Source organism: Telmatospirillum siberiense, assembly GCF_002845745.1.
In the GTDB taxonomy this organism is placed as follows: domain Bacteria; phylum Pseudomonadota; class Alphaproteobacteria; order Rhodospirillales; family Magnetospirillaceae; genus Telmatospirillum; species Telmatospirillum siberiense.
The window spans coordinates 70519-91637 of record NZ_PIUM01000025.1; the positions used below are offsets into that span (position 1 = coordinate 70519).

Annotated in this window: 26 protein-coding genes; 15 read left to right on the forward strand and 11 right to left on the reverse strand. The window is 60.9% G+C overall.

All coding sequences use genetic code 11. The annotated features are described in order from the left end of the window. Positions 1-29 precede the first annotated feature (29 nt). Genes CWS72_RS19105 through CWS72_RS19125 form a run of 5 tightly spaced genes read left to right on the forward strand, consistent with a single transcriptional unit; the run spans position 30 to position 5457 of the window. Complete coding sequence (locus CWS72_RS19105; RefSeq protein ID WP_101252238.1) at positions 30-1529, forward strand: efflux transporter outer membrane subunit; 1500 nt, start codon at positions 30-32, stop codon at positions 1527-1529. Between the two features lie 5 nt (positions 1530-1534). After that, positions 1535-2743 (forward strand): HlyD/EmrA/EmrK family protein, encoded by a 1209-nt coding sequence (locus tag CWS72_RS19110; RefSeq protein WP_101252239.1) that lies wholly within the window; start codon positions 1535-1537, stop codon positions 2741-2743. Then, positions 2743-4269, forward strand: a complete 1527-nt coding sequence (locus tag CWS72_RS19115) for a DHA2 family efflux MFS transporter permease subunit (RefSeq protein WP_241911810.1) — start codon at positions 2743-2745, stop codon at positions 4267-4269. Before CWS72_RS19110 ends, CWS72_RS19115 begins: the two co-directional genes overlap by 1 nt. 15 nt (positions 4270-4284) lie before the next feature. Further along, positions 4285-5034, forward strand: coding sequence for a siderophore-interacting protein (locus CWS72_RS19120; RefSeq protein ID WP_101252241.1), 750 nt, complete (start codon positions 4285-4287; stop codon positions 5032-5034). After that, positions 5035-5457: a universal stress protein gene (locus CWS72_RS19125; protein ID WP_101252242.1), complete on the forward strand. Its 423-nt coding sequence runs from the start codon at positions 5035-5037 to the stop codon at positions 5455-5457. It abuts the gene before it with no gap. A 39-nt stretch (positions 5458-5496) separates the two neighbouring features. On the opposite strand, the gene CWS72_RS19130 is transcribed toward CWS72_RS19125, so the two are convergent. The 6 genes from CWS72_RS19130 to CWS72_RS19155 form a co-directional block, all read right to left on the reverse strand. After that, on the reverse strand, positions 5497-5718 hold the full coding sequence (locus tag CWS72_RS19130; RefSeq protein ID WP_146002812.1) for an MFS transporter: 222 nt from the start codon (positions 5716-5718) through the stop codon (positions 5497-5499). A gap of 189 nt (positions 5719-5907) precedes the next feature. Next, a complete protein-coding gene (locus tag CWS72_RS19135; protein ID WP_101252244.1) occupies positions 5908-7092 on the reverse strand; it encodes an MFS transporter in 1185 nt (394 codons plus the stop codon). A gap of 3 nt (positions 7093-7095) precedes the next feature. Then, the gene (locus tag CWS72_RS19140; protein ID WP_199175797.1) at positions 7096-7851 is read right to left on the reverse strand and encodes a class II aldolase/adducin family protein; all 756 of its coding nucleotides are present in this window, start codon (positions 7849-7851) and stop codon (positions 7096-7098) included. Between the two features lie 112 nt (positions 7852-7963). Beyond that, positions 7964-8527, reverse strand: a complete 564-nt coding sequence (locus tag CWS72_RS19145) for an isochorismatase family protein (protein ID WP_101252271.1) — start codon at positions 8525-8527, stop codon at positions 7964-7966. A gap of 154 nt (positions 8528-8681) precedes the next feature. After that, on the reverse strand, positions 8682-8912 hold the full coding sequence (locus tag CWS72_RS19150; RefSeq protein WP_101252245.1) for a hypothetical protein: 231 nt from the start codon (positions 8910-8912) through the stop codon (positions 8682-8684). Between the two features lie 59 nt (positions 8913-8971). Continuing rightward, the gene (locus tag CWS72_RS19155) at positions 8972-9781 is read right to left on the reverse strand and encodes an AraC family transcriptional regulator (RefSeq protein WP_199175799.1); all 810 of its coding nucleotides are present in this window, start codon (positions 9779-9781) and stop codon (positions 8972-8974) included. 122 nt (positions 9782-9903) lie between these two features. Between CWS72_RS19155 and CWS72_RS19160 the strand changes: the two genes are divergently transcribed. Then, a complete protein-coding gene (locus CWS72_RS19160; RefSeq protein ID WP_101252246.1) occupies positions 9904-10617 on the forward strand; it encodes an SDR family oxidoreductase in 714 nt (237 codons plus the stop codon). Positions 10618-10906: 289 nt separating this feature from the next. Here CWS72_RS19160 and CWS72_RS19165 read toward each other — a convergent pair whose 3' ends face one another. After that, the gene (locus CWS72_RS19165) at positions 10907-11086 is read right to left on the reverse strand and encodes a hypothetical protein (RefSeq protein ID WP_101252247.1); all 180 of its coding nucleotides are present in this window, start codon (positions 11084-11086) and stop codon (positions 10907-10909) included. Between the two features lie 140 nt (positions 11087-11226). Here CWS72_RS19165 and CWS72_RS19170 point away from each other — a divergent pair, with 140 nt between their 5' ends. The 5 genes from CWS72_RS19170 (at position 11227) to CWS72_RS19190 (ending at position 14089) form a co-directional block, all read left to right on the forward strand. Continuing rightward, positions 11227-12108, forward strand: coding sequence for an NmrA family NAD(P)-binding protein (locus tag CWS72_RS19170; RefSeq protein WP_101252248.1), 882 nt, complete (start codon positions 11227-11229; stop codon positions 12106-12108). Between the two features lie 32 nt (positions 12109-12140). Beyond that, positions 12141-12515: a hypothetical protein gene (locus tag CWS72_RS19175; RefSeq protein ID WP_101252249.1), complete on the forward strand. Its 375-nt coding sequence runs from the start codon at positions 12141-12143 to the stop codon at positions 12513-12515. Positions 12516-12585: 70 nt separating this feature from the next. Further along, positions 12586-13302, forward strand: coding sequence for an SDR family oxidoreductase (locus CWS72_RS19180; RefSeq protein WP_101252250.1), 717 nt, complete (start codon positions 12586-12588; stop codon positions 13300-13302). 28 nt (positions 13303-13330) lie between these two features. Then, the gene (locus CWS72_RS19185; RefSeq protein ID WP_199175801.1) at positions 13331-13783 is read left to right on the forward strand and encodes a MarR family winged helix-turn-helix transcriptional regulator; all 453 of its coding nucleotides are present in this window, start codon (positions 13331-13333) and stop codon (positions 13781-13783) included. 162 nt (positions 13784-13945) lie between these two features. Beyond that, a complete protein-coding gene (locus tag CWS72_RS19190) occupies positions 13946-14089 on the forward strand; it encodes a DUF2274 domain-containing protein (RefSeq protein WP_199175807.1) in 144 nt (47 codons plus the stop codon). Here CWS72_RS19190 and CWS72_RS19195 read toward each other — a convergent pair. The 4 genes from CWS72_RS19195 to CWS72_RS19210 form a co-directional block, all read right to left on the reverse strand. Continuing rightward, the gene (locus CWS72_RS19195; protein WP_101252252.1) at positions 14056-14970 is read right to left on the reverse strand and encodes a LysR family transcriptional regulator; all 915 of its coding nucleotides are present in this window, start codon (positions 14968-14970) and stop codon (positions 14056-14058) included. The two genes, CWS72_RS19190 and CWS72_RS19195, sit on opposite strands and share 34 nt — an antisense overlap. 102 nt (positions 14971-15072) lie before the next feature. Next, positions 15073-15204, reverse strand: a complete 132-nt coding sequence (locus CWS72_RS28655) for a hypothetical protein (RefSeq protein WP_274540611.1) — start codon at positions 15202-15204, stop codon at positions 15073-15075. Between the two features lie 213 nt (positions 15205-15417). After that, the gene (locus tag CWS72_RS19205; RefSeq protein WP_101252273.1) at positions 15418-16386 is read right to left on the reverse strand and encodes a GlxA family transcriptional regulator; all 969 of its coding nucleotides are present in this window, start codon (positions 16384-16386) and stop codon (positions 15418-15420) included. Positions 16387-16583: 197 nt separating this feature from the next. After that, on the reverse strand, positions 16584-17000 hold the full coding sequence (locus CWS72_RS19210) for a Cif family virulence factor (protein ID WP_101252254.1): 417 nt from the start codon (positions 16998-17000) through the stop codon (positions 16584-16586). Between the two features lie 441 nt (positions 17001-17441). On the opposite strand from CWS72_RS19210, the gene CWS72_RS19215 reads away from it, so the two are divergent. The 4 genes from CWS72_RS19215 to CWS72_RS19230 all read left to right on the forward strand — a co-directional run bounded on the left by CWS72_RS19215 (position 17442) and on the right by CWS72_RS19230 (position 21029). After that, positions 17442-18065: an HD domain-containing protein gene (locus CWS72_RS19215; RefSeq protein ID WP_101252255.1), complete on the forward strand. Its 624-nt coding sequence runs from the start codon at positions 17442-17444 to the stop codon at positions 18063-18065. A 219-nt stretch (positions 18066-18284) separates the two neighbouring features. Beyond that, positions 18285-19109, forward strand: a complete 825-nt coding sequence (locus tag CWS72_RS19220) for an alpha/beta fold hydrolase (protein ID WP_199175803.1) — start codon at positions 18285-18287, stop codon at positions 19107-19109. A gap of 324 nt (positions 19110-19433) precedes the next feature. Further along, complete coding sequence (locus tag CWS72_RS19225; RefSeq protein ID WP_101252274.1) at positions 19434-20030, forward strand: carbonic anhydrase; 597 nt, start codon at positions 19434-19436, stop codon at positions 20028-20030. Positions 20031-20234: 204 nt separating this feature from the next. Further along, positions 20235-21029, forward strand: a complete 795-nt coding sequence (locus CWS72_RS19230; protein ID WP_101252257.1) for an alpha/beta fold hydrolase — start codon at positions 20235-20237, stop codon at positions 21027-21029. Positions 21030-21119: the final 90 nt, after the last annotated feature.

A 21119-nucleotide genomic window follows, 5' to 3' on the forward strand; every position in this document is an offset into this window, starting at 1 on the left:
TAACGTTCCCGACATTTAAATCGGGGATCATGATGATCGGTTCGTCACCTTTGCCCTTACGCAGCCGGCTTCTCTCCTGCGGGGTTCTGCTGGTCTTGTCTGCCTGCGCCACCGGCGGTGACATCCAACCGGCTCTGCAATCGCCCAATCTCAGTCTCCTGAATGCGGGTTCGACGATCGAGGAAGCGGCTCAGCCGGCCACCCTACGAACGCGCTCTTTGGACTGGTGGCGGGTATTCGGCGATCCGCAACTGGATCAGCTGATGGCAGTCGCCGCCCAGGAATCCCCGTCCGTCTTGGCGGCCGCGGCGCGGATCCACCATGCCGAAGCAGTGCGAGGCAACGCAAAAGCGGATGAGCGGCCGTCGGTCACCGGCTCCGGCCGAGTGATCGGGGAATATTTCCCGGATCATTACGTCTATGGCAAGCCCTATGCGGGTGACGCCGGGGACGAGGGGGAACTGCTGGCCAATACACGCTACCACCTCGACTTTTGGGGCAAATGGAAGGAAGCCACCGCCGCAGCCGACGAGCGAGTGAACGCCGCCAAGGCGGAGGCCTCCGACGCCTTGCTGCTCCTCCGCTCGGCCGTGGTCGAGGCCTATGTGCAGCTCGATGCCGCTTATAAGCTGCGCGACATTGCCAGCGAAGGGCTTACCCGGCGTCAGGGAGTGACCGACCTGCTGGCGATCCGAGAGAAAGCCCACCTCGTCACCGACATCGATGCCGTTCAGGCGAGAGACGCGATCACCGAGACGCGGAGCGAGATCGCCCGGCTTGATGGAGAGATCATCCGCTGCCGCAATCAGATCGCCGCCCTGCTCGGCAAGGACCCCGGCTTCGCAGACACCATCGCCCGCCCGGCGCTGGCCACCATCGCCGACCCCGCGCCCTTGTCGGGCATTCCAGCCACCTTGCTCGGCTACCGCCCCGACGTGGCGACGGAGCGCGCGCATGTCGAGGCCGCCGCGCACGATATCGGCGTCGCCCGGGCGGCCTTTTACCCCGATGTAGACCTGGTTGGCTTCGCCGGCTTCGAGAGCCTCGATCTCGGCCATCTCCTGCGGCCCGGCAGCGTGGCCGCCGGAGCCGGTCCCGCGATCACCCTGCCGATCTTCGACGGCGGACGGCTGCGTAGCAACCTTTCTGGCCGCGCCGCCGACTACGACGCCGCGGTCAGCGCTTATCAGGCAACGATCGTCGCTGCGCTCCGGCAAGTCGCCGACGGCATCGCCACGCTGAAATCCGAACATGCCCGCAAGGCGGAGGCGGACGCGGCCAAGGACCATTGGCGTCGCGTCGTCGACCTCCAGAAAATCCGTGAAGGGCACGGCCTTTCCGATGCCATGGACCGCCTGGCCACCGAAACCGCCCTGTTGCTGAGCGAACGCCGCGTCGCCGAAGCCGATGCGCGCGTCGCCATCGCCCAGACGACCCTCATTCGCGCTCTTGGCGGCGCCTGGACTCCGTCCTCATCGCTTTCGGCCGGACGCGTCGCAACCGGATCGACGCTCGCACAAGGGAAATAAATCAAATGACCGAACCTTCTCCTATTCCCCCCGCGGACAATCGTGCCGCCGTCCGCCGCAGGCGATTGATCTGGACGGCCGCCGCCGCCGCTCTGGCCGCCGCGGTTTGGGGCGGCTGGACCTTCCTGAATAGCAGCGCCATCCGCACGACGGACGATGCCTATGTCGGCGGCCACATCGTCTCCGTCACCCCGCAAATCTCCGGGACCGTCATCCGCGTCCTGGTCGACAATACGGACCGGGTCGAGGCGGGCACACTCCTGGTGGAGATCGACCCGACCGACGCCAAGACCGAGCTGGCGGCGGCCAAAGCCCAGCTTGGCCAGGCGGTCCGTTCGGTCAGGGGGCTCTATGCGGACGATGCGCGCTTCGACGCCGATATCCGGACCCGTCAGGCTGATCTGGCCAAGGCCCGCGCCGATCTGACGAAAGTTCGCGCCGATTTCCGCGAGCGTCAGGCCATCGCCAAGACGGGCGCCGTCACGGGTGAGGAGGTTCGCCACGCCGAGGACGCCGTCCATATCGGCGAAGCCGCCACCGCCGCCACCGAGGCGGCGCTGGCATCGGCGATCCAGGGCAAGGCGCGCGCACACGCCCAGATCGAAGGCGCGACGCTGCACACCCACCCATCCGTCAAAGCCGCCGCCGAACGGGTCCGCGCTGCGGTGCTGTCCCTGGAGAGAACCCGCATTGTCGCCCCGGTCTCCGGCATGGTGGCGCAGCGATCGGTCCAGCTTGGCCGCCGCGTCGCGCCGGGCGACCGACTGATGGCGGTGGTGCCACTCGATCGGTTGTGGATCGATGCCAACTACAAGGAAATCCAGCTCAGGGGCGTTTGCTCCGGCCAGCCGGCCACGGTGACGGCGGATGTCTATGGCAGCCAGGTGGCCTACCACGGCCGCGTCGAGGACATCGAAGCCGGAAGCGGTTCCGCCTTCGCCCTGCTGCCGGCACAGAACGCCACCGGCAACTGGATCAAGGTGGTGCAAAGGGTGCCTGTCCGCATCGGGCTCGACCCCAAGGAACTCTTCCGTGCACCACTGCGCATCGGGATGTCCACCACCGTCGAGATCGACGCCGGTGCCTGCGACCCCGGGGCCGCGAGCGAACGGAAACCGCAAAAGGACGATGATGCAGCCCTCTACGAAGCGCAGTCAGCGGCGGCCGACGCGCGGGTGGATGAGATTATCGCGGCCAACATCGGAGATCGATGATGGCCGCTGAGAAAGAGCCGGTTGTCCCGCTTTCCGGAACTCCCCGTGCGCTTGCTGCCTTGAGCTTGGGACTGGCATCCTTCATGGCGGTGGTGGACATTACCATCGCCAACGTATCGATCCCGACCATCTCCGGCAATCTGGGCGTGAGTACGGACGAGGGCGAATGGATCCTCACGTCGTTCGCCATCGCCAATGCCATCTGCATCCCCTTGACCGGCTGGCTGTCACGTCGTTTCGGTCAGGTTCGGCTTTTTCTCGCGTCCGTTGCCGCCTTTACACTCGCTTCGATCTTGTGCGGGCTGGCAGGTTCGTTCGAGTCCCTTCTTCTTTTCCGCGTGCTGCAAGGCGCCGTCGCCGGACCGCTTCTGCCACTCAGCCAGGCCCTGCTGGTCGCCGTCTTCCCCCCTCAGCGTCGGGCCTTGGCGATCAGCATGTGGTCCATGACGGCCACGGCCGGCCCCGCATTCGGCCCGGTGCTCGGCGGCTGGATCACCGACACCTATAGCTGGCCGTGGATCTTCTTGGTCAACGCCCCGGTCGGCGTTTTCGTCGTCCTCTCCACCTTCGCTCTCTTACGCGGTCGCGAAACGCCGACGCTCAAGCTACCGGTCGACGTGCAAGGACTCCTCCTCCTTGCGGTGGCGGTTGGCTGCCTGCAGGTCACCTTGGACCGTGGTCGGGTTTTGGACTGGTTGTCCTCCCCCTTCATCTGCACCACCGCAATCGTTTCCGCCATCGGCTTTATTGTTCTGGTCATCTGGGAACTGGGCGAGGAGCACCCGATCGTCGATCTCCGGCTCCTCGCCTATCGAAACTTCGCTGTCGGCACCGTCGCCGTGACGGTCGGCTTCGGGCTCTATTTCGCGGCGCTGGTCTTAACGCCGCTGTGGCTTCAAACCAACATGGATTACAACCCGACCTGGGCTGGCTTGGTCACCGCGCCGATGGGGCTGTTCGGCGTCCTGGTCGCACCCTTCCTCGGGCAATGGATCCGTAAGGCCGATGCCCGGCTGTTCGCCAGCGTTGCCTTTCTTGCCTTCGCCGTGGTCGCCTGGTGGCGCGCCACCATGACCACCCAGATCGACGCCAGCATCGTCACGCTGGCCTGCCTGGGCCAGGGTGTCGGCATTGGGCTGTTCTTCACGCCACTGGTCAGCATCTCGCTGGCCGGCCTTCCTTTGGAAAAGGTCGCCTCCGCCACCGGTCTGCAAACCGCCATCCGTACCATGGCGGGCAGTCTGCTGGCCTCGCTGGCCCAGACTTTCTGGGACCAGCGGGCGCGCTTCCATCAGACTCACCTGATCGAAAAGCTGACCCCCTTCAACGAGCAGACGGCGGCAACCATCGCCCGGTTGCGTCAAGGGGGGGTGAGCGAAGACCAGGCGTGGGGTGTCGTTGCCCATCAGCTCGACGTACAGGCCCACATGCTGTCGCTCAATGATTTCTTCCTGTTCTCCGCCGTCGCCTTCATGGCCGCGTTGGCCATCGTCTGGTTCGCCAGCGTGCCCCGCAACGCATCCTGAAAGCGGGAGAGCCACATGGTCGCCCGAAAAAACCAACATTCCCCCATCCCGGTCGAAGTCACCAAAATCCAAACCTTAAGCCCGTTGATACGCCGGATCACCGTCGCCGCGGGCAGCTTACGCAGCATGGTCGGGGGCGTTCCCGCGCAATGGATGAAGGTCTTCTTCCCGGCTCCATCCGGCCAGAGACGAGTTGGGCGGGCCATCAGCATTCGCCATCTGGACTCTACGAATGGTCGGATGGATCTGGATTTTGTTCTCCATGGCGACTCCGGTCCCGCATCGCGTTGGGCAAATCACGCAAGACCGGGGAAGATCCTTATGCTTGCCGGTCCGCGAGGCGGCTATGCGATTGATCCGAAGGTTCCCCGCTATCTTCTGATCGGCGATGCCACCGCGCTTCCGGCCATTGCTTCAATCGCCGAGGCGCTGCCCGCAACGGCCGAGGCGGATGTCGTCGCCGAAGTCGCGGATTCCTTAGAGGAGCAGCCGCTTGCAAGCGCTGCAACGCTCCGCGTGCATTGGCTCCATTCCGGCACGGAAGCGCCGGGAACGACCGGGCGAATCGAGCTTGCGGTGCAAGCCCTGTCGTTCGAACCGGGCGACTGCCGGATCTGGCTGGCGGGAGAATCCTTCATGGTTCGCGCCGTCCTCACCCACCTCCTGGTCGATCGTCGCATTTCTCCTGGCGCCATCTGCGCGAAGGGATACTGGAAACTCGGGACAGCCGGTCACCGGAGGGAAATTTCATCTGCGGAGGGATAAATGACCGTTACAAGCATTCTGGTTGCCATCGATGGGGGTCCCCAGACGCAACGGATTCTGTCTTGCACAGCGACGATTGCTCTGGCGTTGGGGGCAGCTGTCCACGTCTTGTGTGTTGCCAATATCCCTCTGATGGAAGGGACCGATGATCCGATCTTCAGAACCATCGAGGATCAGGCGCAGAGGGTCATCCACGATGCCCAGGACATTCTTGGCGCCAGCGGCCTTGAGGCCGCCGGCCACGTCGTCGATGGTTCCCCGGCTCAAATCATCGCATCGACCGCGAAAGAATTTAACTGCGGGCTGATCGTCATCGGCCATCGATATTTATCCTTCTGGGCGCATCTGCTCGATCCGTCCGTCTGTGTCGAACTCCTTGACGTGACCACTTGCCCGGTCCTGACCGTCCCCGACGGCCACTGATGCGTCCCAGGCAGGCTTTTTCGGCGTTCGCCCGCGTACTCAGTGCCGTCGAAGCAGCGAGGACGATGTGACGCCGAGCGCCGCCATGACCGCCGCGCTTACCGAGAACATCACGGCATAACCGCCTGCGGCCGAGATATGACCGGATATGATTGGACCGAGACCCTGGCCGACGTAGAGGGATGCCGCGAGCAGTGCCACGGCGGCGCCGCGCGCCTTGGGCGCCAGTTTGGTACTTTCCGTCTGCAACGTGTTGTGCAAGAGCTAAATGACCATTACAAGCATTCTGGTTGCCGTCGATGGAGGGGCCCAGACGCAACGAATTCTCACTTGCGCAGACCTTCCTTGATCGCGGCGGATCGCATGACGCTGAACCAGTACGAATAATTGACGGGCGGGTAGGCACCTCGGCTGCTTTCGATCCCTACATCTACGGCCGGCGATCCTGCGTCAGGTAGGGATCGCCCGCGCAAGTTGGTGCGCCCGGATCGCCCTCAAGAGACCGAGCGTGGCGGCGAGGCCGCCAATCAGGAAAACCGCCGAATATCCCGAGCGATCGGCCAGCAAACCGACCAACGGCCCGGTGACGCCATAAGCGAGATCCTGGAAAGCGACGAACCCGCCCATCGCCGTACCGCGCAGGTGCGCCGGCACCTGCTTTACGACCTCGGAACCCATGGCCGGATACACCATCGAGCAACCGAGCCCGGTCAAGAAGGCACCCACCAACGCCGGCCACGGCCCATGCGCCAGCCATAGCAGATATTGGCCGCAGGCTTCCACGGAGAGGGAGGCGATGGCCACCGGTGTTCCACCGATCCGGTCCGGCAGGTGGCCGCAGAACAGCCGGACCAGAACGAAGCCGACGCCGAAGAACGTCAGCCCGAGCCCCGCATACGGCCAACCACGGCTCAGGAAATAAAGGGCGAAGAAAGCGCCCAGAACCGCAAAACCGATTCCGCCGAGCCCAACGACGACGCCCGCCCGCCAGATCCGACCGATGATCCGCCAGACGGACTCGCGCCGACCGGCAGGGGGCACCACGGCCGGAAACCGATGAATGGCGATCAGACCCAGCAACGGCAACACCGTGCAGACGCCCATCAGCCCGGCGAAGCCCAACCGGTGCAGCAGCGCCAGACCCAACGGTCCACCTGCGGCAAAAGCGCCGTACATGCCCATTCCCACGAGCGACATGACCTTGCCGGAGCGCGCAGGGCCCATCAGACCGATACTCCAGTTGATCATCCCCACCATCGTCAGGCTCTCACCAAGCCCCAACAGCAGCCGTCCAGCAATGAGCACGGCATAGTCACCCGCCACGGACAACCGGGGCCAACTCGCCAGAAGACAAATCAGCCCGGCCGCCGCATACACGATCAGGCCGCGCTGCATGGAGACCTTGCCGCCCAGCAGGTCGGCGCGCGCGCCGGCATGAGGGCGCGTCAGGATTGTCGAGAGAAAAGCGATCCCGACGGCAAGTCCGCCATAGGTGTTGTCAAGGCGTAGTCCCTGTACGACGTAGACCGGCACCACGGGGAGCGACATGGCAACCGCGAGATAGGATAGGAACAGCGTCCCCGTCAGAGCGACGACGCGGCGATAGGCCAAGTCTGGCCGACCGATATTAGACATGGTTTAAATGGAATCCGGTGTGCGGGTGCGGGCTTCAATGCCAGCATGACGGCACCAATATTCCCAGGCCCGGTCGTAGCCTTCGTTGGGCTTGGCATCGGCCAGGCGTTGACAGATGATTTTGATCTCACCTTCGGTGAGAAATTTAACCGGTGGGAAACGGCTTGCCTGCATTTGCAGCCCGGCATTCACCTCCAGATACACCGCGGTATAGACCGCTTCGCGAACCGAGCGGCCGATGACCGTGCAGCCATGGCCGCGCATGAGGGCGGCGTTGTTCTGCCCCAGGACCTTCGCAAAATCCCGACCCATTGCCATGCTGGAGATCAGCATGTTGGTGTCGCCGAACGTCGCCTGCGCGTCCCATACTGGTATATGGCCGCCGATGGTCGCACAGCTGTGCACGATGGGGCGCAGCCTTTCATCGGTAACGCTATAGGGAATGACGCTGCGGCTATGGCTGTGGACAACGGATTTGACGTCCGGCTGCGCCTCGTAAATCGCACCGTGGATGTGTCTCTCAAGATAGGGCTTACGCGTATCCCCGTTCACGACCTCGCCGTCGAGGGTGATTTCCATGATGTCTTCCGCGGTGATCAATTCCGGCGGTAGAGCGCGGGCGATGAAGTAATGGCGAGGTTTTTCGGGATGGCGGGCGCTGACATGTCCAAAAGCGTCGACGACATTTTCGGCGGCCAGAATACGGTTGGCGGCGACGACGTCTTCGATCAGGTCTTTGATTGTTATCGTGATATCCATAATCGTCTTTCCTCACATTATGGAGATTGACTGGTGGCGATGGCGGCTGGGACTGCTTTGCCAAGACAAATTCGGCCAACCGCAGAGGAGATGTCATCGCGCCAGGCCATTCTCAGGCCGCCCCTGTCTCAAGAAGACCGATGATCTCTTGCGTCGTTCCCGTCTCGCCGAGCCTCGGGAAAATATAGGTGACGCTGTTGGCGTGAGCGTCGGCGTTCCGGTCGGTCATCGCATCGACGGCGAGTGTCACGTTGAACCCCAATTCATAGGCATTACGCGCGGTGGATTCGACCCCGATGCTGGTGGCGATGCCGGCGACGACCACCTGAGTCACGCCCTCGCGCTTCAGATAGTCTTCGAGATCGGTGTTGGTGAACGCACCCCACGTTCGCTTTGTCACCCCATGGTCCTGCGGCTGCCGGCTGAGCTCTGGGACCAGCTCGGCCCAATCGGCGGGGCGCGGTCCTTGGCTGAGCGCCTGCTCGGTCCGGCCCGGCGCAGTGCCGGCCACATTGACGAGCACGACGGGGAGACCGTGGTGACGGAAGGCGCTGGCGAGCGCTGCGGCGTTCTGCACGATTTCGGGGATTGGATGGACGCAGGGATGCGCGGTGATGCCCTTCTGCAGATCGATGACGATCAGGGCAGTTTTCGGGTCAAGCGTGGTGATAGTCATACGGTTTTCCCTCTCCAGATTTGGGCGTTGGCCTTGAACGAATTCAGTCGTGGTGATCAGGTGCGCAAGATGGCGCTTGAAATGATGATGAAGATCGGCGCCGCCGTTCCTATGCCGAGGAACGTCCAGCAGAATCACTTGCGGCGCGCGTGTTTCAATCCGATCTCGAGTTCAGATTACGAGGAGACTGAACGATCAGAAATGACGAGGAATAAAATGAATAATTTCGTACCGCGAAATCCACTAGAGCGGTTTGCTCCGTGCCGATGGCCGACGTGACCGCCGCGCCGCTTTCGTCCCAACCGCCGCCCAGCGCTTTGAACAGGCTGACGCGATCCGATGCGACCCGCAGGTCCGATGCCCCTTGACGAATGCCGCTCGGCATTCACACCGAGCCGCAATTTTATAATCCGCGACGATGGTTCTCCGACGACAGGTGAGTGCTCAATGTCTGCTTGAGCGTTCCGCCATATAACGGGCTGGCGAGACGCCGAGCGCCTTTCGAAACATTGTGACAAAGCTGCTGACGTTCTCGTATCCGAGGTCGCCAGCGACTTGCTTCACGGACGCGCCACTCGCCAGCCATTGCACCGCGAGAATGATGCTCAACTGTTGCCGCCAACGGCCGAAGCTCATGCCAGTCTCAGCGGCGATTACGCGCTCGAGCGAGCGAACACTGAGTCCGGCACGTTTTGCCCACGACTCGAGAGTTCCGCGGTCAGATGGATCCGTCATCATGTCCTGGAAGATCGAACGAAGCCTGGGATCGGTTGGCATTGGCAGGTGAAGGTTGCCGAGCGGCGCGGTCGAAACCTCATGAAGCAGCAAGGCCGCGACACCCGATTCTATTCCGTCCACCTCATGATCCGCCGGGAACTGCGCGCTTCGGACAATCAGTTCGCGCAGCAGTGGACTGACGGCGATAGTGCAGCACGTCGTCGGCAGGTTCGCGTCTGCCGCCGGTTGGACGAAGGCCGCATAGCTATCGATGTTCCCGGAGGCCGCGATCCGATGCACCATTCCGCCCGGAACCCAAAGCGCGCTCTGCGGCGGCACGATCCAGATGCCGCCCTCGACTTCACAGCGAAAGACGCCTGAGAGCCCCAATAGGAGCTCGGCCTTCCGGTGGGAATGATGCTCCAGTTCCAGCTCGTCAGTGACCATCCCGACGCCGACCGTCACGACGTCCCGGCGCGCAGAATCGACCGTGGGCATGAGGTCAGTCAGGTCATTCAATTGACGCAGGATCGGCAAAGGGTCGTGCTCCCACGAATTGGCAAGATCTCGATATATATTGGCGGACTTTCGTATTTCGCTCAACCTCATCGCCCGCTATGTCTGAGCACGGTAGCCACGAATGCTGAAAGGACGCTGAGATGACTGAGCCCAAAATCGCTGTCGTGTTTGGTGGGAGCTTAGGAATAGGGGAAGCAACGGCACGGGCGCTGACAGAAACTGGAAGCCGTGTAACCATCGTCGGGCGGGATGCGACCAGACTTGCTGCGGCCGCCACGCGCATTGGCGAGGTCACGACTGCGGTGGCCGACGCCCGGGACGCTGACGCCGTGTCGCAGGTGTTCGAGACGACGGGTCTGGTCGACACCGTTGTGATCTGCGTAGCCGGAAGCACGGGAATAGGTCTGTTCCGGGATCTCAACCTTGGCGAGGTTAGGGCCGCATTCGAGGAGAAAACCCTCGCGCAACTCCTGGTCGCCCAAGTCGCTGCTCGCCACATGCGCCCCAACGGATCGATCACTTTTGTGTCCGCTGGCTCAGCTCGCTCCGCCATCCGCAGCGCTGTAGGCCCTGCCGTTGTCAATGGCGCGATTGAGGCCGCCATCCCCACTCTGGCGCTTGAGCTCGCTCCGATCCGGGTAAATGCCGTGAGCCCTGGGCTCATCGACACACCTTTATGGGACTTCATGCCGACCGAGACCAGAGAAGCTTTTTTCTCGAGCAACGCTGCGAAGTTGCCCGTCGGCAGGGTCGGGCGAGCTGACGAGGTCGCGGAGGTGATCGTGCTTCTTACGAAATGCGAATTCATCACCAGCTCGATCTACGCGGTCGATGGCGGAAGCAGCATGGGCTAGGCGCACAGCGGGATATCGCTCGCGGCTTGGTTGCCTCGCCGGCAGGAATCCATCTGCGGCCGACTCTCCGGCCATTCCTCGACATGCTGAGAGCAGCGTTACCCTGACCTCTCGGCGCCTACACGGATCTGATCTAGATTCAGCTCGGCCATCGAATGTTCAGCGCTTCGGCCGGTCGCCTGAGCCCAGGCTCTCGCCTATCCAGCCAAAGAGCCGGAAGCGGAGGTTCCTTTGGCCGCATAGGAGTTGGGCGCGTCGCTAAACGGCGTGAAGGTCGGTTCCGCGCCAATCAGGAGACAAGCACGGCCCTTGCGCCCGGCGCTGCCTCATAGGCCATGGCCTCGTCGATCTGATCAAGACGGTATTCCTTGCCGATCTTGGTGCGGAATAGTGGATCGTCGACGAACCCTTCGATGTCCTTGATCGCGGCGGCGAGCTTGCTGGGATCGCTGACCGCTGCGCTTTCCAAGTTGGAGACCCGCCGCTATCGATGCAATAGCTTGTTCGATCGTCGGACACGACATCATCACCGCCCCTTGACGATACGAGCATATACTCTCATATGAGATTAGGAGCATATGCTCTTATATTTTAGAAAGGAGTAAACCCGTGGGCGAAGCAGACATTCTGATCAGTGGCGCGACCGGGCGGACCGGGGGCGCAGCCATCGACGAGTTGCTGAAGATGGGCGAGCACGTGCGAGCTTACGTGCGCTCTGATGACGAGCGGGCGGCCGCCCTCAGAAAACGCGGGGTCGATATCGCCGTCGGCGATTTCACCGACATCGACGACATCCGCGTTGCCATGGAAGGCATCAGGTCGGCCTATTTCCTTCACCCGATCGCGCCCGGAATCATCGGCGCCGCGGCCTATTTCGCCCAGGCGGCAAAGGAAGCCGGCGTCACCGCGATCGTCAACATGTCGCAGATCTCGGCGCGGCGAGAATCGGCGAGCCATGCCGCCCAGGATCACTGGATTTCCGAACGGGTGTTCGACTGGTCGGGCGTGGCGACGACGCATCTCCGCCCCACCTTCTTTGCGGACTGGCTCGTCTATCCGCATTTCGCGAAGGAGATCTGGGCCAAGAGGAAGATCGAATTTCCCTTCGGGAACGGGCGTCACGCGCCGATCGCAACCGACGATCAGGGACGTGTCATCGCCCATGTCCTGGCCAATCCGGAAGGCCATGCGGGCAAAACCTACACGCTCACCGGCCCGGTCGAAATGAACCACACCGAGATTGCCGCCGCCATGAGCGAGGTCCTCGGCGCGAAGATCGAGTACGCACCAACGTCCATCGACGAGTTCCGAGGCAAGATGGAGACCTTCTACAAGTTTCCGCTGTTCCTGACGCAGCATCTTGTCGAGGTCGCCCAGAACTACCGTGACGGAATCTTTTCGGGCACCAACGATGCCGTCGAGAGGATCACCGGAACGTCGGCGCTTTCCGTGCCGCAATTCATCGCCAGGAATCGAGCCGTATTTGCCTGAGCACCGGCTTGGACAAACCAGGGGGTCGCACAATGTCGAACGATCAAGGCCAACGCCATCCATTCCTGGACGATCTGACCGCCGACGCTGAACTCGTCAGTTCGGTGCTGCGAGGGCCTGTCATTGGACGCGATGAGATCCGGCTCGTCGTCAACGCCGTCGGGACCTTCTACGCCTCGGAGACACCCACGTTCCTTCAGACTGTCGATTCGCGGCTTTTCCTCGAATACGAGGCCGTTCTGATGAGCGGGGAACACCTGAATGCCGCTGTCGTCGTTGATCACAACCCCGACGGCTCGGTACCGCGTGTGAGCGTTCGTATGAGCCCGCTCGGCGCCGTGCTGTCTCTCGCCGCGTCTCTGCGGGAAGCGCTTTCGCAGCAACTCCCCGAGAGCCTTTTGCTTTGAACCGGGCGCGCTTGGGCTGACGGCGGCAGCCGGATGCCCGCAGCCCAGTATTTTGGAAGGATGACTTGTCATGGATATCACAAACGCTACCATCTTCATCACCGGTGCCAATCGCGGCCTGGGGTTGGCCTTCGCGCGCGAAGCACGTCGCCGTGGGGCAGCGAAGGTTTACGCGGGCATGCGCAATACGAACGGTTTCCAAGAGCCTGGCATCGTTCCGGTCCGGATCGATGTCACAGACAAGGCGTCGATCGCCGCCGCCGCCGAACTGGCGGCGGATACGACTCTGCTGGTCAACAACGCGGGCATCGCCGCTCTGATCGACGGGCCTCTGGCGGCCGACGTCGAAGCGCAATCGGCCCGCATGTTCGATACCAACTACTATGGCGTGGTGCGCGTCACGCAGGCCTTCGAGCAAATTTTATCGGCCAAGCCGCGTGCGGCCATCATCAACGTGCTTTCCGATATCGTGTGGCTTCCGCGGCCCTATCTGACGCCTTATGCGGCGTCAAAAGCGGCCGCCTGGAGCTACACGAACCAACTTCGCCTGCATCTGCAAGAGCGCGGCATCCAGGTTCTCGGCCTGCATGTGGGGTTCATGGATACCGACCTGACCAACGGCATTGACGTGCCCAAAGCCAACCCCGAAGACGTGGTGCACCAGACCTACGACGCCCTGATCGCCGGCAAGAGCGAGATCATGGCCGACAAGGGAACGGCGATGTTGAAGAGCACGCTTGCGGCCGAGATACCCGGCTACATCACTCCGCCGGCAGGGCTTCAATAGAAATCGAAAGGGCAAAGGGATGTTGCCGGTGAGCCAGACTCTAGCAATCGATCAATGCAACTGCTTCGCCATGAGGAAGGCGAACCGGCAGATTTCCCGTTTCTACGATGCCCATCTTGAACCAGTGGGTGTCCGCATCACGCAATTCCTCACCTTGGCGGCTCTCAACGAGGTCGGGAGTGCCGCGGTCAATCCTCTTGCCGAGCGGCTCGACATCGAACGGACGGCGATGGGCAAGATGGTTGGCTTCTTAGAACGCGACGGCTTGGTCAGAATCCGGCCCTCATCCACCGATGGCCGCAGCCGCGTTATCGAGCTCACTGAAGCCGGCCGCCGTCTTCACGACGAAGCGGCCCTTCTTTGGCAGGAAGCCCAGCGACAATTCCAGCAGTTGAACGGTGCGGAAAATGTGGCCGCTCTGCGAGCGGCCTTGAGCGGCATGGTTGTCGGAGAGACGACGGCGAGATCACCTGATGACTGAGGCTCCAGATCGACGGCCACAACGGAACACCTCTCCCCGGCCCCGGCCAGGAACCGACGCGCTAACAAACACCGGGCCGAACGGCCGGCCTCTACGATACGTCGAAACTCGCCAACCTGGTTGGCGCGCTGATTACCGAGGCATCTCTGCTAGTCAGGGAAAATCGCGCGGCACAGGACACAAGGTGACCCTGCTAAACTGATCGTGCCAATGATCGAGCGGTTCATGGCGACCGACCGGGCGTTTGCGAAAGCACGTCGAGCAGGCGGCGCTCACCCAGCGGCGGCACCAGAGATATCTGGATAACGCTCACGCAAGAGATCGAGGAATGGTTGGAGGGTGGGGTTACTGTTCGTCTCGCGCCAGTAAGCAGCAAAATTGAATCGCGTGGGACCATCTTGATCATGGACCTCACGATAAGCCACGCCCTCGTACCGCGCGCCTGTCGCCCCTTCGAGGATCAAGCAGATACCAAAACCTGCTCCGACTAAACCCATTAACCGATCAATGCTGACATCCTGATGCAGAAAATGCTGCACGCCGAGCGGGTCAAGTTTGATGGCCAGCAATCTCTGCATCTCCGGACCTGCACCGCGCTGCTGAACGAGGAGCGGCTCGCCGACGAGGTCGGTCCATAGAAGCACTGACTTCTCAGCGAGTGGGTGCCTCTCCGGCAGCGCGACGATCACCCGCTCGCTCCACAGCGGCAGTTTGCGGTCATACCAGTCTGAGTAATATGTGGTCATGATCGCCACATCGATTGTACTCGTGATCATGTTGCAAAGCAGCTGATCGTGGACGCCATCTACGGTATGGACACCAACATCAGGGAAACGGCGGTGATATTCGGCCAGTGTGGCTCTCAGATTTCCTGTCGCGAGCGAGACGTAGACACCGACTGTCAGCCGGCCCAACTGACCGTTCGACATCGCTTTCAGCCGGGTAAAGGCAGCATCGGTTTCCTTGACAATGCGTCGGGCGATTTCTAGAAATTCTCGGCCGATGAGCGTGGCGTGGGTACCGCCGTTGGTGCGCTCAAACAGCTCTGCCCCGAGACGGTATTCGAGTTCTCGGATGCGGCGGCTCAAAGTGGACTGCCGAATGTTGAGCGCTTCTGCCGCGCGTCGCAGGCTTCGGTGCTGATAGGCGACAATCGCCCATCGAAGGTCGCGTAGCTCGATGGTCATGAAGTCTCTACTTCAATGATTTCCCGGCTCGAACTCTCCAAAAAAGATGTCTTTGATACGACATCTACGCATCTTTCAGGCCACGATAGGCCGGAGCCGATTTTAGTCACCGAACGGCGCGCCGAGAATAATGTTGTACACATTTTGAATTTCGAAACCGGACACGAGGCGGTGCCCGATATCTGCCGGACCTGTGCCGATGTTCATTCGCAATCCTTCAGCTTTCTGCCCCATTGAGGCTCCATCTGCGTAAGATTGATCTGCGTAAAGTCGCCCAAGCCGCGTGTGGCAGCAATGACAAGTACCCCTCGAATTCAGACAAACTATTTTGCAGATATTTCCCGTGCCGATTGGCTTCCCTCGATCATGGTGTGATTGGGCGCAAGTAAAGGCTTTTTTTCGTAGCATGCTCGCCAGGTCGAGAGCTTATCTCTGGCAGATTACGCTTTAATTCTTCAGATACCCGAAGCGAGTGCGATAATCCTGTGGAGAGACACCATAGGCTCTAACGAATGCGCGACGCATGCGCTCGTCGTCGCCAAAGCCGGTTCGACGGGCGACAACCTTTATTGGTTCGTGTGCAGCTTCGAGAAGGCGCCTTGCCGCTTCTGTGCGGAGCCTCTCAACAGCCCGCCCGGGGCTTTCCCCGGTCTCGCGAAGATAGACACGAGCAAAATTACGCGGGCTCATCCGAGCCACTTCCGCCAACCTCAGGACGGATAGGTCCGCATCGAGGTTGCTCCGGATCCAGTCATGAAGGTCATCGAACCGACCGCGTGCATCCCGCAACTGTTGACGCAACTCGACGCTAAACTGTGATTGTCCACCCGGTCGCTTGAGAAACAGGACCAATCCACGGGCTACATTGAGCGCCGCGAGGTGCCCCAAATCTTCCTCAATCATTGCCAACGACATATCTATTCCGGCAGACACCCCGGCCGACGTCCACAAGCGGCCGGAAGTGATAAAGATTGCGTCTGGCTTTACTTTTATTGCTGGGTATTCCTGTTTAAGCTTGTCACAAACGATCCAATGCGTGGTTGCCTCAAGACCGTCCAGAACACCGAGTTCGGCAAGGATAAACGCTCCGGTGCAGATGGAGCCCAGCCGACGCGGCTCGTCCAGATAGTCAGAGAGACGAGATCGGAGCGAAGCAGTGGAGGTGGGCGGAATTGCCGGGTCAAACCCCGCTACAAGCAGCGTGTCAACGGATCGGAGGGCAGCCTGATCTAGCGGCGCGGTGTCCAACTTCAGACCAGTATCGGTGGTGACGAAGCCGCCGGCTTCGGACACAACAGTTACGTGATAAGCAGAACGACCATCTTCTTGGCGAGCGTCGCTGAAGGCCTGCACCACACCGCAGACATCCATCAATTTTACACGGTCGTAAGCGACAATGACGATCTTGCGTAGCATTTTCCCGGTGCATGTGGCATTTTTCGAGGGCATCCATCATCTTATGCCGCCGGCTGCAATTCGTCCAGCCAGTTGGAGGTGGTTTGGAACCGGGCGATTGACGCACGCCGCTGTTGCGCAGCTACGTTCGCTCAGAGGTAAAGGCCGATGCGGCCCTATATGTTTCGGGCGGCTGGAGGTTGGGAACTTAACCGCCGCTAATCGCCCTGATTCCAGCTCCAGCCGGCAATCTTCCAGCCCGATGGCGTGCGGCGTAGCGCAAAGGTGATCGTTGCCGCGTGTCGTATTGGGATGCCCTTCAACTTGTAAGACCAGACGGCAGGAACGACGGCGTAGGCTTGATCGCCATCCACCAATTTGGTGATGGGGGAGTGGTAGACAATGCTTCCCTCCCTAATGTCGCGTTCCTCGAAATAGAGCGTCATGCTCAACATCCAGTCCGCCACCGCAGTCGGTCCCTTCCAAATAAAGGGGGCCGCTTTGTCGACAATCGCAACATCGCCCTCGACATGTGCATCAGCAAGCCCCTTGGCATCACCTGCAACCATCGCGGCTCGGAACGCTTCTATCGCCGACATCGGGTCGTTCGGAAACGCTGCGTAGAAATTGGTCATGCCATTACTCGTGACGTGAATAGAACGCGCGACCTTGCCGCAATCGCGTTTACTGAAGCGGCTCGATGTTACAGCACGGTGCACCGAGATAAAGTGATTGCCGCGTAACTTGCCGGCAATCTACGGGCCGTATGCCTATGTCAGCAACGACATTGAGACCTCGTATTCCGCCAACATCCTTAACAATCCGGCGAGAGCAGCCGCTCATCTGCGTTCTTGAAATCAAAGGAAATCTGCAAGGTAAAGGAAAGTGCCAACTATGCAGTCCACGGACAACATCGGGTCGATCGAAGATCGGCCAAAATCTTAGCCGCCGTGCACAGCGGTCGGCTCCACCGATAACTTGGCAGAATACGAGGTCTCAATGTCATTGCCGCCGATAGCCGGCGGCTCCTACCGTGAGGGAAACCAGCGAGATGAACGTCCTTGTAAGGCATTGCAATGATCGCAGATATCAAGGTTCCGGATTCCAGCATCGCCCGTCAGGCTGAGGAGCTGGCACGCTCGGTGTCCAATGACACGCTCTTCAACCACGTCATGCGCTGCTATTGGTTCGGCGAGCTGTTCGCACGGCAGGAAGGCAAGAAGGTCGACAGCGAGCTGATGTTTCTTTCAGCCGTGCTTCACGACCTTGGTCTTACTGACCACGCTTCCGGCCCCCACCGTTTCGAAATTGAAGGCGCGGGAGCGGCTCGGAATTTTCTCATGGAACGGGGCGTGTCGGAGGACCGGGCCCAGAGAGTGTGGGACAACATCGCACTCCACACCTGGGACATGAATCAATTCAGGGGCGACACCAGCCGCTTGATGCAACTTGGCCTTGCTTACGACGTCTCCGGCGTACAGGGCGCACGGCTCGACCCCGGCGACGTCGCCGAAGTGGTCCGGCGATACCCGAGACTGAACTTCAAGTTTGCCTTCAACGAAATGCTTAACCATGAGGTGGACTGCAAGGATCCATACCCGCACTGGTTCCACATCTGCTCTCGCATTGCGCACAATAGATCACCGCTTACCATTGTAGATGCGCCGGTTGTTTTGGATTGGGCGCCATTCGACGAGTGAGTCTGCGGTTACTTGAGAAAAGGCATGCCCGTGTGAAGGCTATCGCTCCAAGGTGCTGCAATGCAAAAGAATAGTCCAGTCGGTGATGCCAATGTCTCACGCCGCGATGTCGTCGTCGGGAGCATCGCGTTTGCGATGGCCGTCGCTGTTCCTGCCATCGCCTCCGGACATGCCAGCACGAACGCAATCATTTCCAACGCTAGCCATGGAGATATGACAATGGGCATGGTCACCACGAAAGACGGCGCCGAAATCTTCTACAAGGACTGGGGACAGGGCCAGCCGATTGTCTTCCATCACGGATGGCCGCTCAGTTCGGACGACTGGGATACCCAGATGCTTTTCTTCGCCCATAATCGCTACCGCGTGATCGGCATCGATCGCCGTGGGCATGGCCGTTCCAGTCAGATATCCGAAGGCCATGACATGGACCATTACGCAGCCGATGCGGCCGCCGTGGTCGAACATCTCGATCTTCACAATACGATCCATATTGGCCATTCCACGGGTGGTGGCGAGGCGGCCCGCTATGTCGCGCGTCACGGCAAGGGACGGGTCTCGAAGCTGGTTCTGGTGGCTGCCGTGCCGCCGATCATGGTCAAGTCGCCGAATAACCCGGGAGGCCTGCCGATCGAAGTGTTTGACGGCTTGCGGAAAAGCCTGGCCGCCAACCGCGCTCAATTTTTCCGGGAGATCGCCTCCAAGCCATTCTACGGATTCAACCGGCCGGGATCGTCGCCTCTTGACGGGGTTGTCGACAATTGGTGGCGCCAGGGGATGATGGGAAGCGCCAAAGCTCATTACGACGGCATCAAAGCATTCTCTGAGACAGATCTCACCGAGGACTTGAAGAGCATCGACGTACCGACGTTGTGTATGCAAGGCGACGACGATCAGATCGTTCCTTACAAGGGCGCCGCCGAGCTACAGGTCAAGCTTCTCAAGAATGGGACCCTGAAGCTCTACCCCGGCTTTCCGCATGGCATGCTCACGACCTACGCGGAGACGATCAATCCCGATCTTCTGGCGTTCGTGCGCGGCTGATGTCTCCAACGGGGCAGGTCCTCTTCGCGTTGGCGTGCTGTTCGGCTCACGCGACAGTGCGTTGGCAGCCGATAACACCAGCGTCAAACGGTTCAGCCGCGCCGTTTTGCGTTGCTGAATCGGCTGCCGCAGCCGGCATTGAGACGACTCGATCGCCATTCCGGGCGAGATAGCTCATCTCGATTTCGGGCTGTGGAAGTGTGGCAGAAATCGAGGGCGTAATGTCATTTCAGCCATGGCTCGAGAAACTTATGCTCGGAGGTGCTCGTAGATGTCCTGGAACCGGCCCAAGAGAGCAAGTTGCCGGTCAGAGGAGTAAAGGGAATGACGAAATACAGCGAATTCGAATTCAGAACGCAGCCATGGTTTGATCCCGCCTGGTTTGATCGGGCCGACTTCCACGGATTCAACCACTTTATCCCGATGAAGACCATCGTGATTCACTGCTTCGACCCGCGGGCGTCTGATATCCCGCAGGCTGTCGCCGCTTATTTCGAGGATGAGGTCTACCCAGGAGAGAACATTCTCAACGAGGACGGTTATCGGGTCGGCCACACACGGACGCTGTTCGCCCTATCGAACGCGGGTGGACGCGCACTTTCAGCCCTGCAGTCGGTCGCCACCATGGACTATCTATTCCAGGTGCAGAAAGTCGTCGTGGTGCATCACTCCTTCTGCGGCGCGACCGCTTTCGCACCGGACACGCTCGTCGGCGATTTTCACGATCACCATCACGCCGATATCTCGACAATGTTCGATCATGACAGTCTCGCGATTACACACTTCGAAGACTCGATCAGGCATGACGTCGCGCTGCTTCGCGCAAGCCCGGCAGTTCCGAAAAACATCAAGCTCTACGGCTTCTTCTACGAGATCAATTCCGGAAAACTGACCGAAGTGGTGAAGGACATACCCGCGTAGATCGGGCGCCGACATCCGCGCGTTCATGCGTTGCAACGCGCGGGCGCCCCCAGGGGCCAGCACTTCCTGCAAGAGTCGCGCGGCTCTAAAATCGTGAAAGCGGCCGCCGACTTCGTGCACAGCGTCCGGGACTGACCGCGGGCTGAGCCAGAGACGGCCCGCCGGGATCCCTCCGAACCAACCTTTAGGACAAGGGTTATCGAAATGATTGGTAAGCAGAGCACCATACGCGTGAACGGCGTGGATCTCAGCGTCGTGGACCGTGGCGAGGGCCAGCCCACGCTTGTCTTCCTGCATTACTGGGGAGGCTCTACGGAGACGTGGTCTGACACGATCGATCATCTCTCCGAAAACCATCGCTGCATCGCCTTCGACTTCCGGGGGTGGGGTGAGTCCGGCAAGGGGCTTCTGGACTACGGCCTTGACGCCCTCGCCAGGGACACGTTGGCGCTCATCGCGCAGATCGGACTGACCAACTATGTCCTGATTGGCCATTCAATGGGGGGCAAGGTCGCCCAGATCGTCGCTGCGCAGCGGCCAAGCGGCCTGCTTGGGCTCATCCTGGTCGCCCCGGCGCCACCGACGCCACTCCACACGCCGCCCGAGGCCCGCGCCCAGATAAGGGAGTGCCTCGACTCCCGTGAAGGCGTGTACAGCGTCTTCCCCACGCTGGCCCATGGCGAACTCAAAGATGAGCATAAGGACCTGGTGGTCAGGAACTCGCTCGCCGGCGACCCGGCCGCGAAGGATTCCTGGCTGAAAGCCGGCATGGATTACGACATCACGCATCTGGCGCCGAAGGTGGTGGCGCCGATTGTCGTGGTCATCGGCAGTCACGACGTCGTTGAAACCGAGGGGGCACTGCGCACGGCATTCGATCGATATTATCCCGGCACCGAATACGTCGTCATCGAACATACCGGCCACCTCATCCCACTCCAGGCGCCCGGAGAACTGGCGTCCGCAATCAACGGGGTTGCGGCCGGTTTCAGCCGCTAATCGTCATCGCCCCTCGCCGTCCCGGCCCTTTGCGACCGGGCCAAAGCATTGGCTGCCGTCTATGCAGCGCCGGCTGCGTGGAGATCGCCC

What these genes read in the sequence shown, in the direction of transcription:
- CWS72_RS19205 (WP_101252273.1), bottom strand. Translation starts at nt 16,386, where the DNA reads ATGCTACGCAAGATCGTCATTGTCGCTTACGACCGTGTAAAATTGATG.
- CWS72_RS19215 (WP_101252255.1), top strand. Translation starts at nt 17,442, where the DNA reads ATGATCGCAGATATCAAGGTTCCGGATTCCAGCATCGCCCGTCAGGCT.
- CWS72_RS19105 (WP_101252238.1), top strand. Translation starts at nt 30, where the DNA reads ATGATGATCGGTTCGTCACCTTTGCCCTTACGCAGCCGGCTTCTCTCC.
- CWS72_RS19140 (WP_199175797.1), bottom strand. Translation starts at nt 7,851, where the DNA reads ATGGATATCACGATAACAATCAAAGACCTGATCGAAGACGTCGTCGCC.
- CWS72_RS19230 (WP_101252257.1), top strand. Translation starts at nt 20,235, where the DNA reads ATGATTGGTAAGCAGAGCACCATACGCGTGAACGGCGTGGATCTCAGC.
- CWS72_RS19115 (WP_241911810.1), top strand. Translation starts at nt 2,743, where the DNA reads ATGGCCGCTGAGAAAGAGCCGGTTGTCCCGCTTTCCGGAACTCCCCGT.
- CWS72_RS19120 (WP_101252241.1), top strand. Translation starts at nt 4,285, where the DNA reads ATGGTCGCCCGAAAAAACCAACATTCCCCCATCCCGGTCGAAGTCACC.
- CWS72_RS19110 (WP_101252239.1), top strand. Translation starts at nt 1,535, where the DNA reads ATGACCGAACCTTCTCCTATTCCCCCCGCGGACAATCGTGCCGCCGTC.
- CWS72_RS19195 (WP_101252252.1), bottom strand. Translation starts at nt 14,970, where the DNA reads ATGACCATCGAGCTACGCGACCTTCGATGGGCGATTGTCGCCTATCAG.
- CWS72_RS19180 (WP_101252250.1), top strand. Translation starts at nt 12,586, where the DNA reads ATGGATATCACAAACGCTACCATCTTCATCACCGGTGCCAATCGCGGC.
- CWS72_RS28655 (WP_274540611.1), bottom strand. Translation starts at nt 15,204, where the DNA reads ATGGGGCAGAAAGCTGAAGGATTGCGAATGAACATCGGCACAGGTCCG.
- CWS72_RS19135 (WP_101252244.1), bottom strand. Translation starts at nt 7,092, where the DNA reads ATGTCTAATATCGGTCGGCCAGACTTGGCCTATCGCCGCGTCGTCGCT.
- CWS72_RS19210 (WP_101252254.1), bottom strand. Translation starts at nt 17,000, where the DNA reads ATGACCAATTTCTACGCAGCGTTTCCGAACGACCCGATGTCGGCGATA.
- CWS72_RS19160 (WP_101252246.1), top strand. Translation starts at nt 9,904, where the DNA reads ATGACTGAGCCCAAAATCGCTGTCGTGTTTGGTGGGAGCTTAGGAATA.
- CWS72_RS19150 (WP_101252245.1), bottom strand. Translation starts at nt 8,912, where the DNA reads ATGCCGAGCGGCATTCGTCAAGGGGCATCGGACCTGCGGGTCGCATCG.
- CWS72_RS19145 (WP_101252271.1), bottom strand. Translation starts at nt 8,527, where the DNA reads ATGACTATCACCACGCTTGACCCGAAAACTGCCCTGATCGTCATCGAT.
- CWS72_RS19175 (WP_101252249.1), top strand. Translation starts at nt 12,141, where the DNA reads ATGTCGAACGATCAAGGCCAACGCCATCCATTCCTGGACGATCTGACC.
- CWS72_RS19225 (WP_101252274.1), top strand. Translation starts at nt 19,434, where the DNA reads ATGACGAAATACAGCGAATTCGAATTCAGAACGCAGCCATGGTTTGAT.
- CWS72_RS19220 (WP_199175803.1), top strand. Translation starts at nt 18,285, where the DNA reads ATGGGCATGGTCACCACGAAAGACGGCGCCGAAATCTTCTACAAGGAC.
- CWS72_RS19125 (WP_101252242.1), top strand. Translation starts at nt 5,035, where the DNA reads ATGACCGTTACAAGCATTCTGGTTGCCATCGATGGGGGTCCCCAGACG.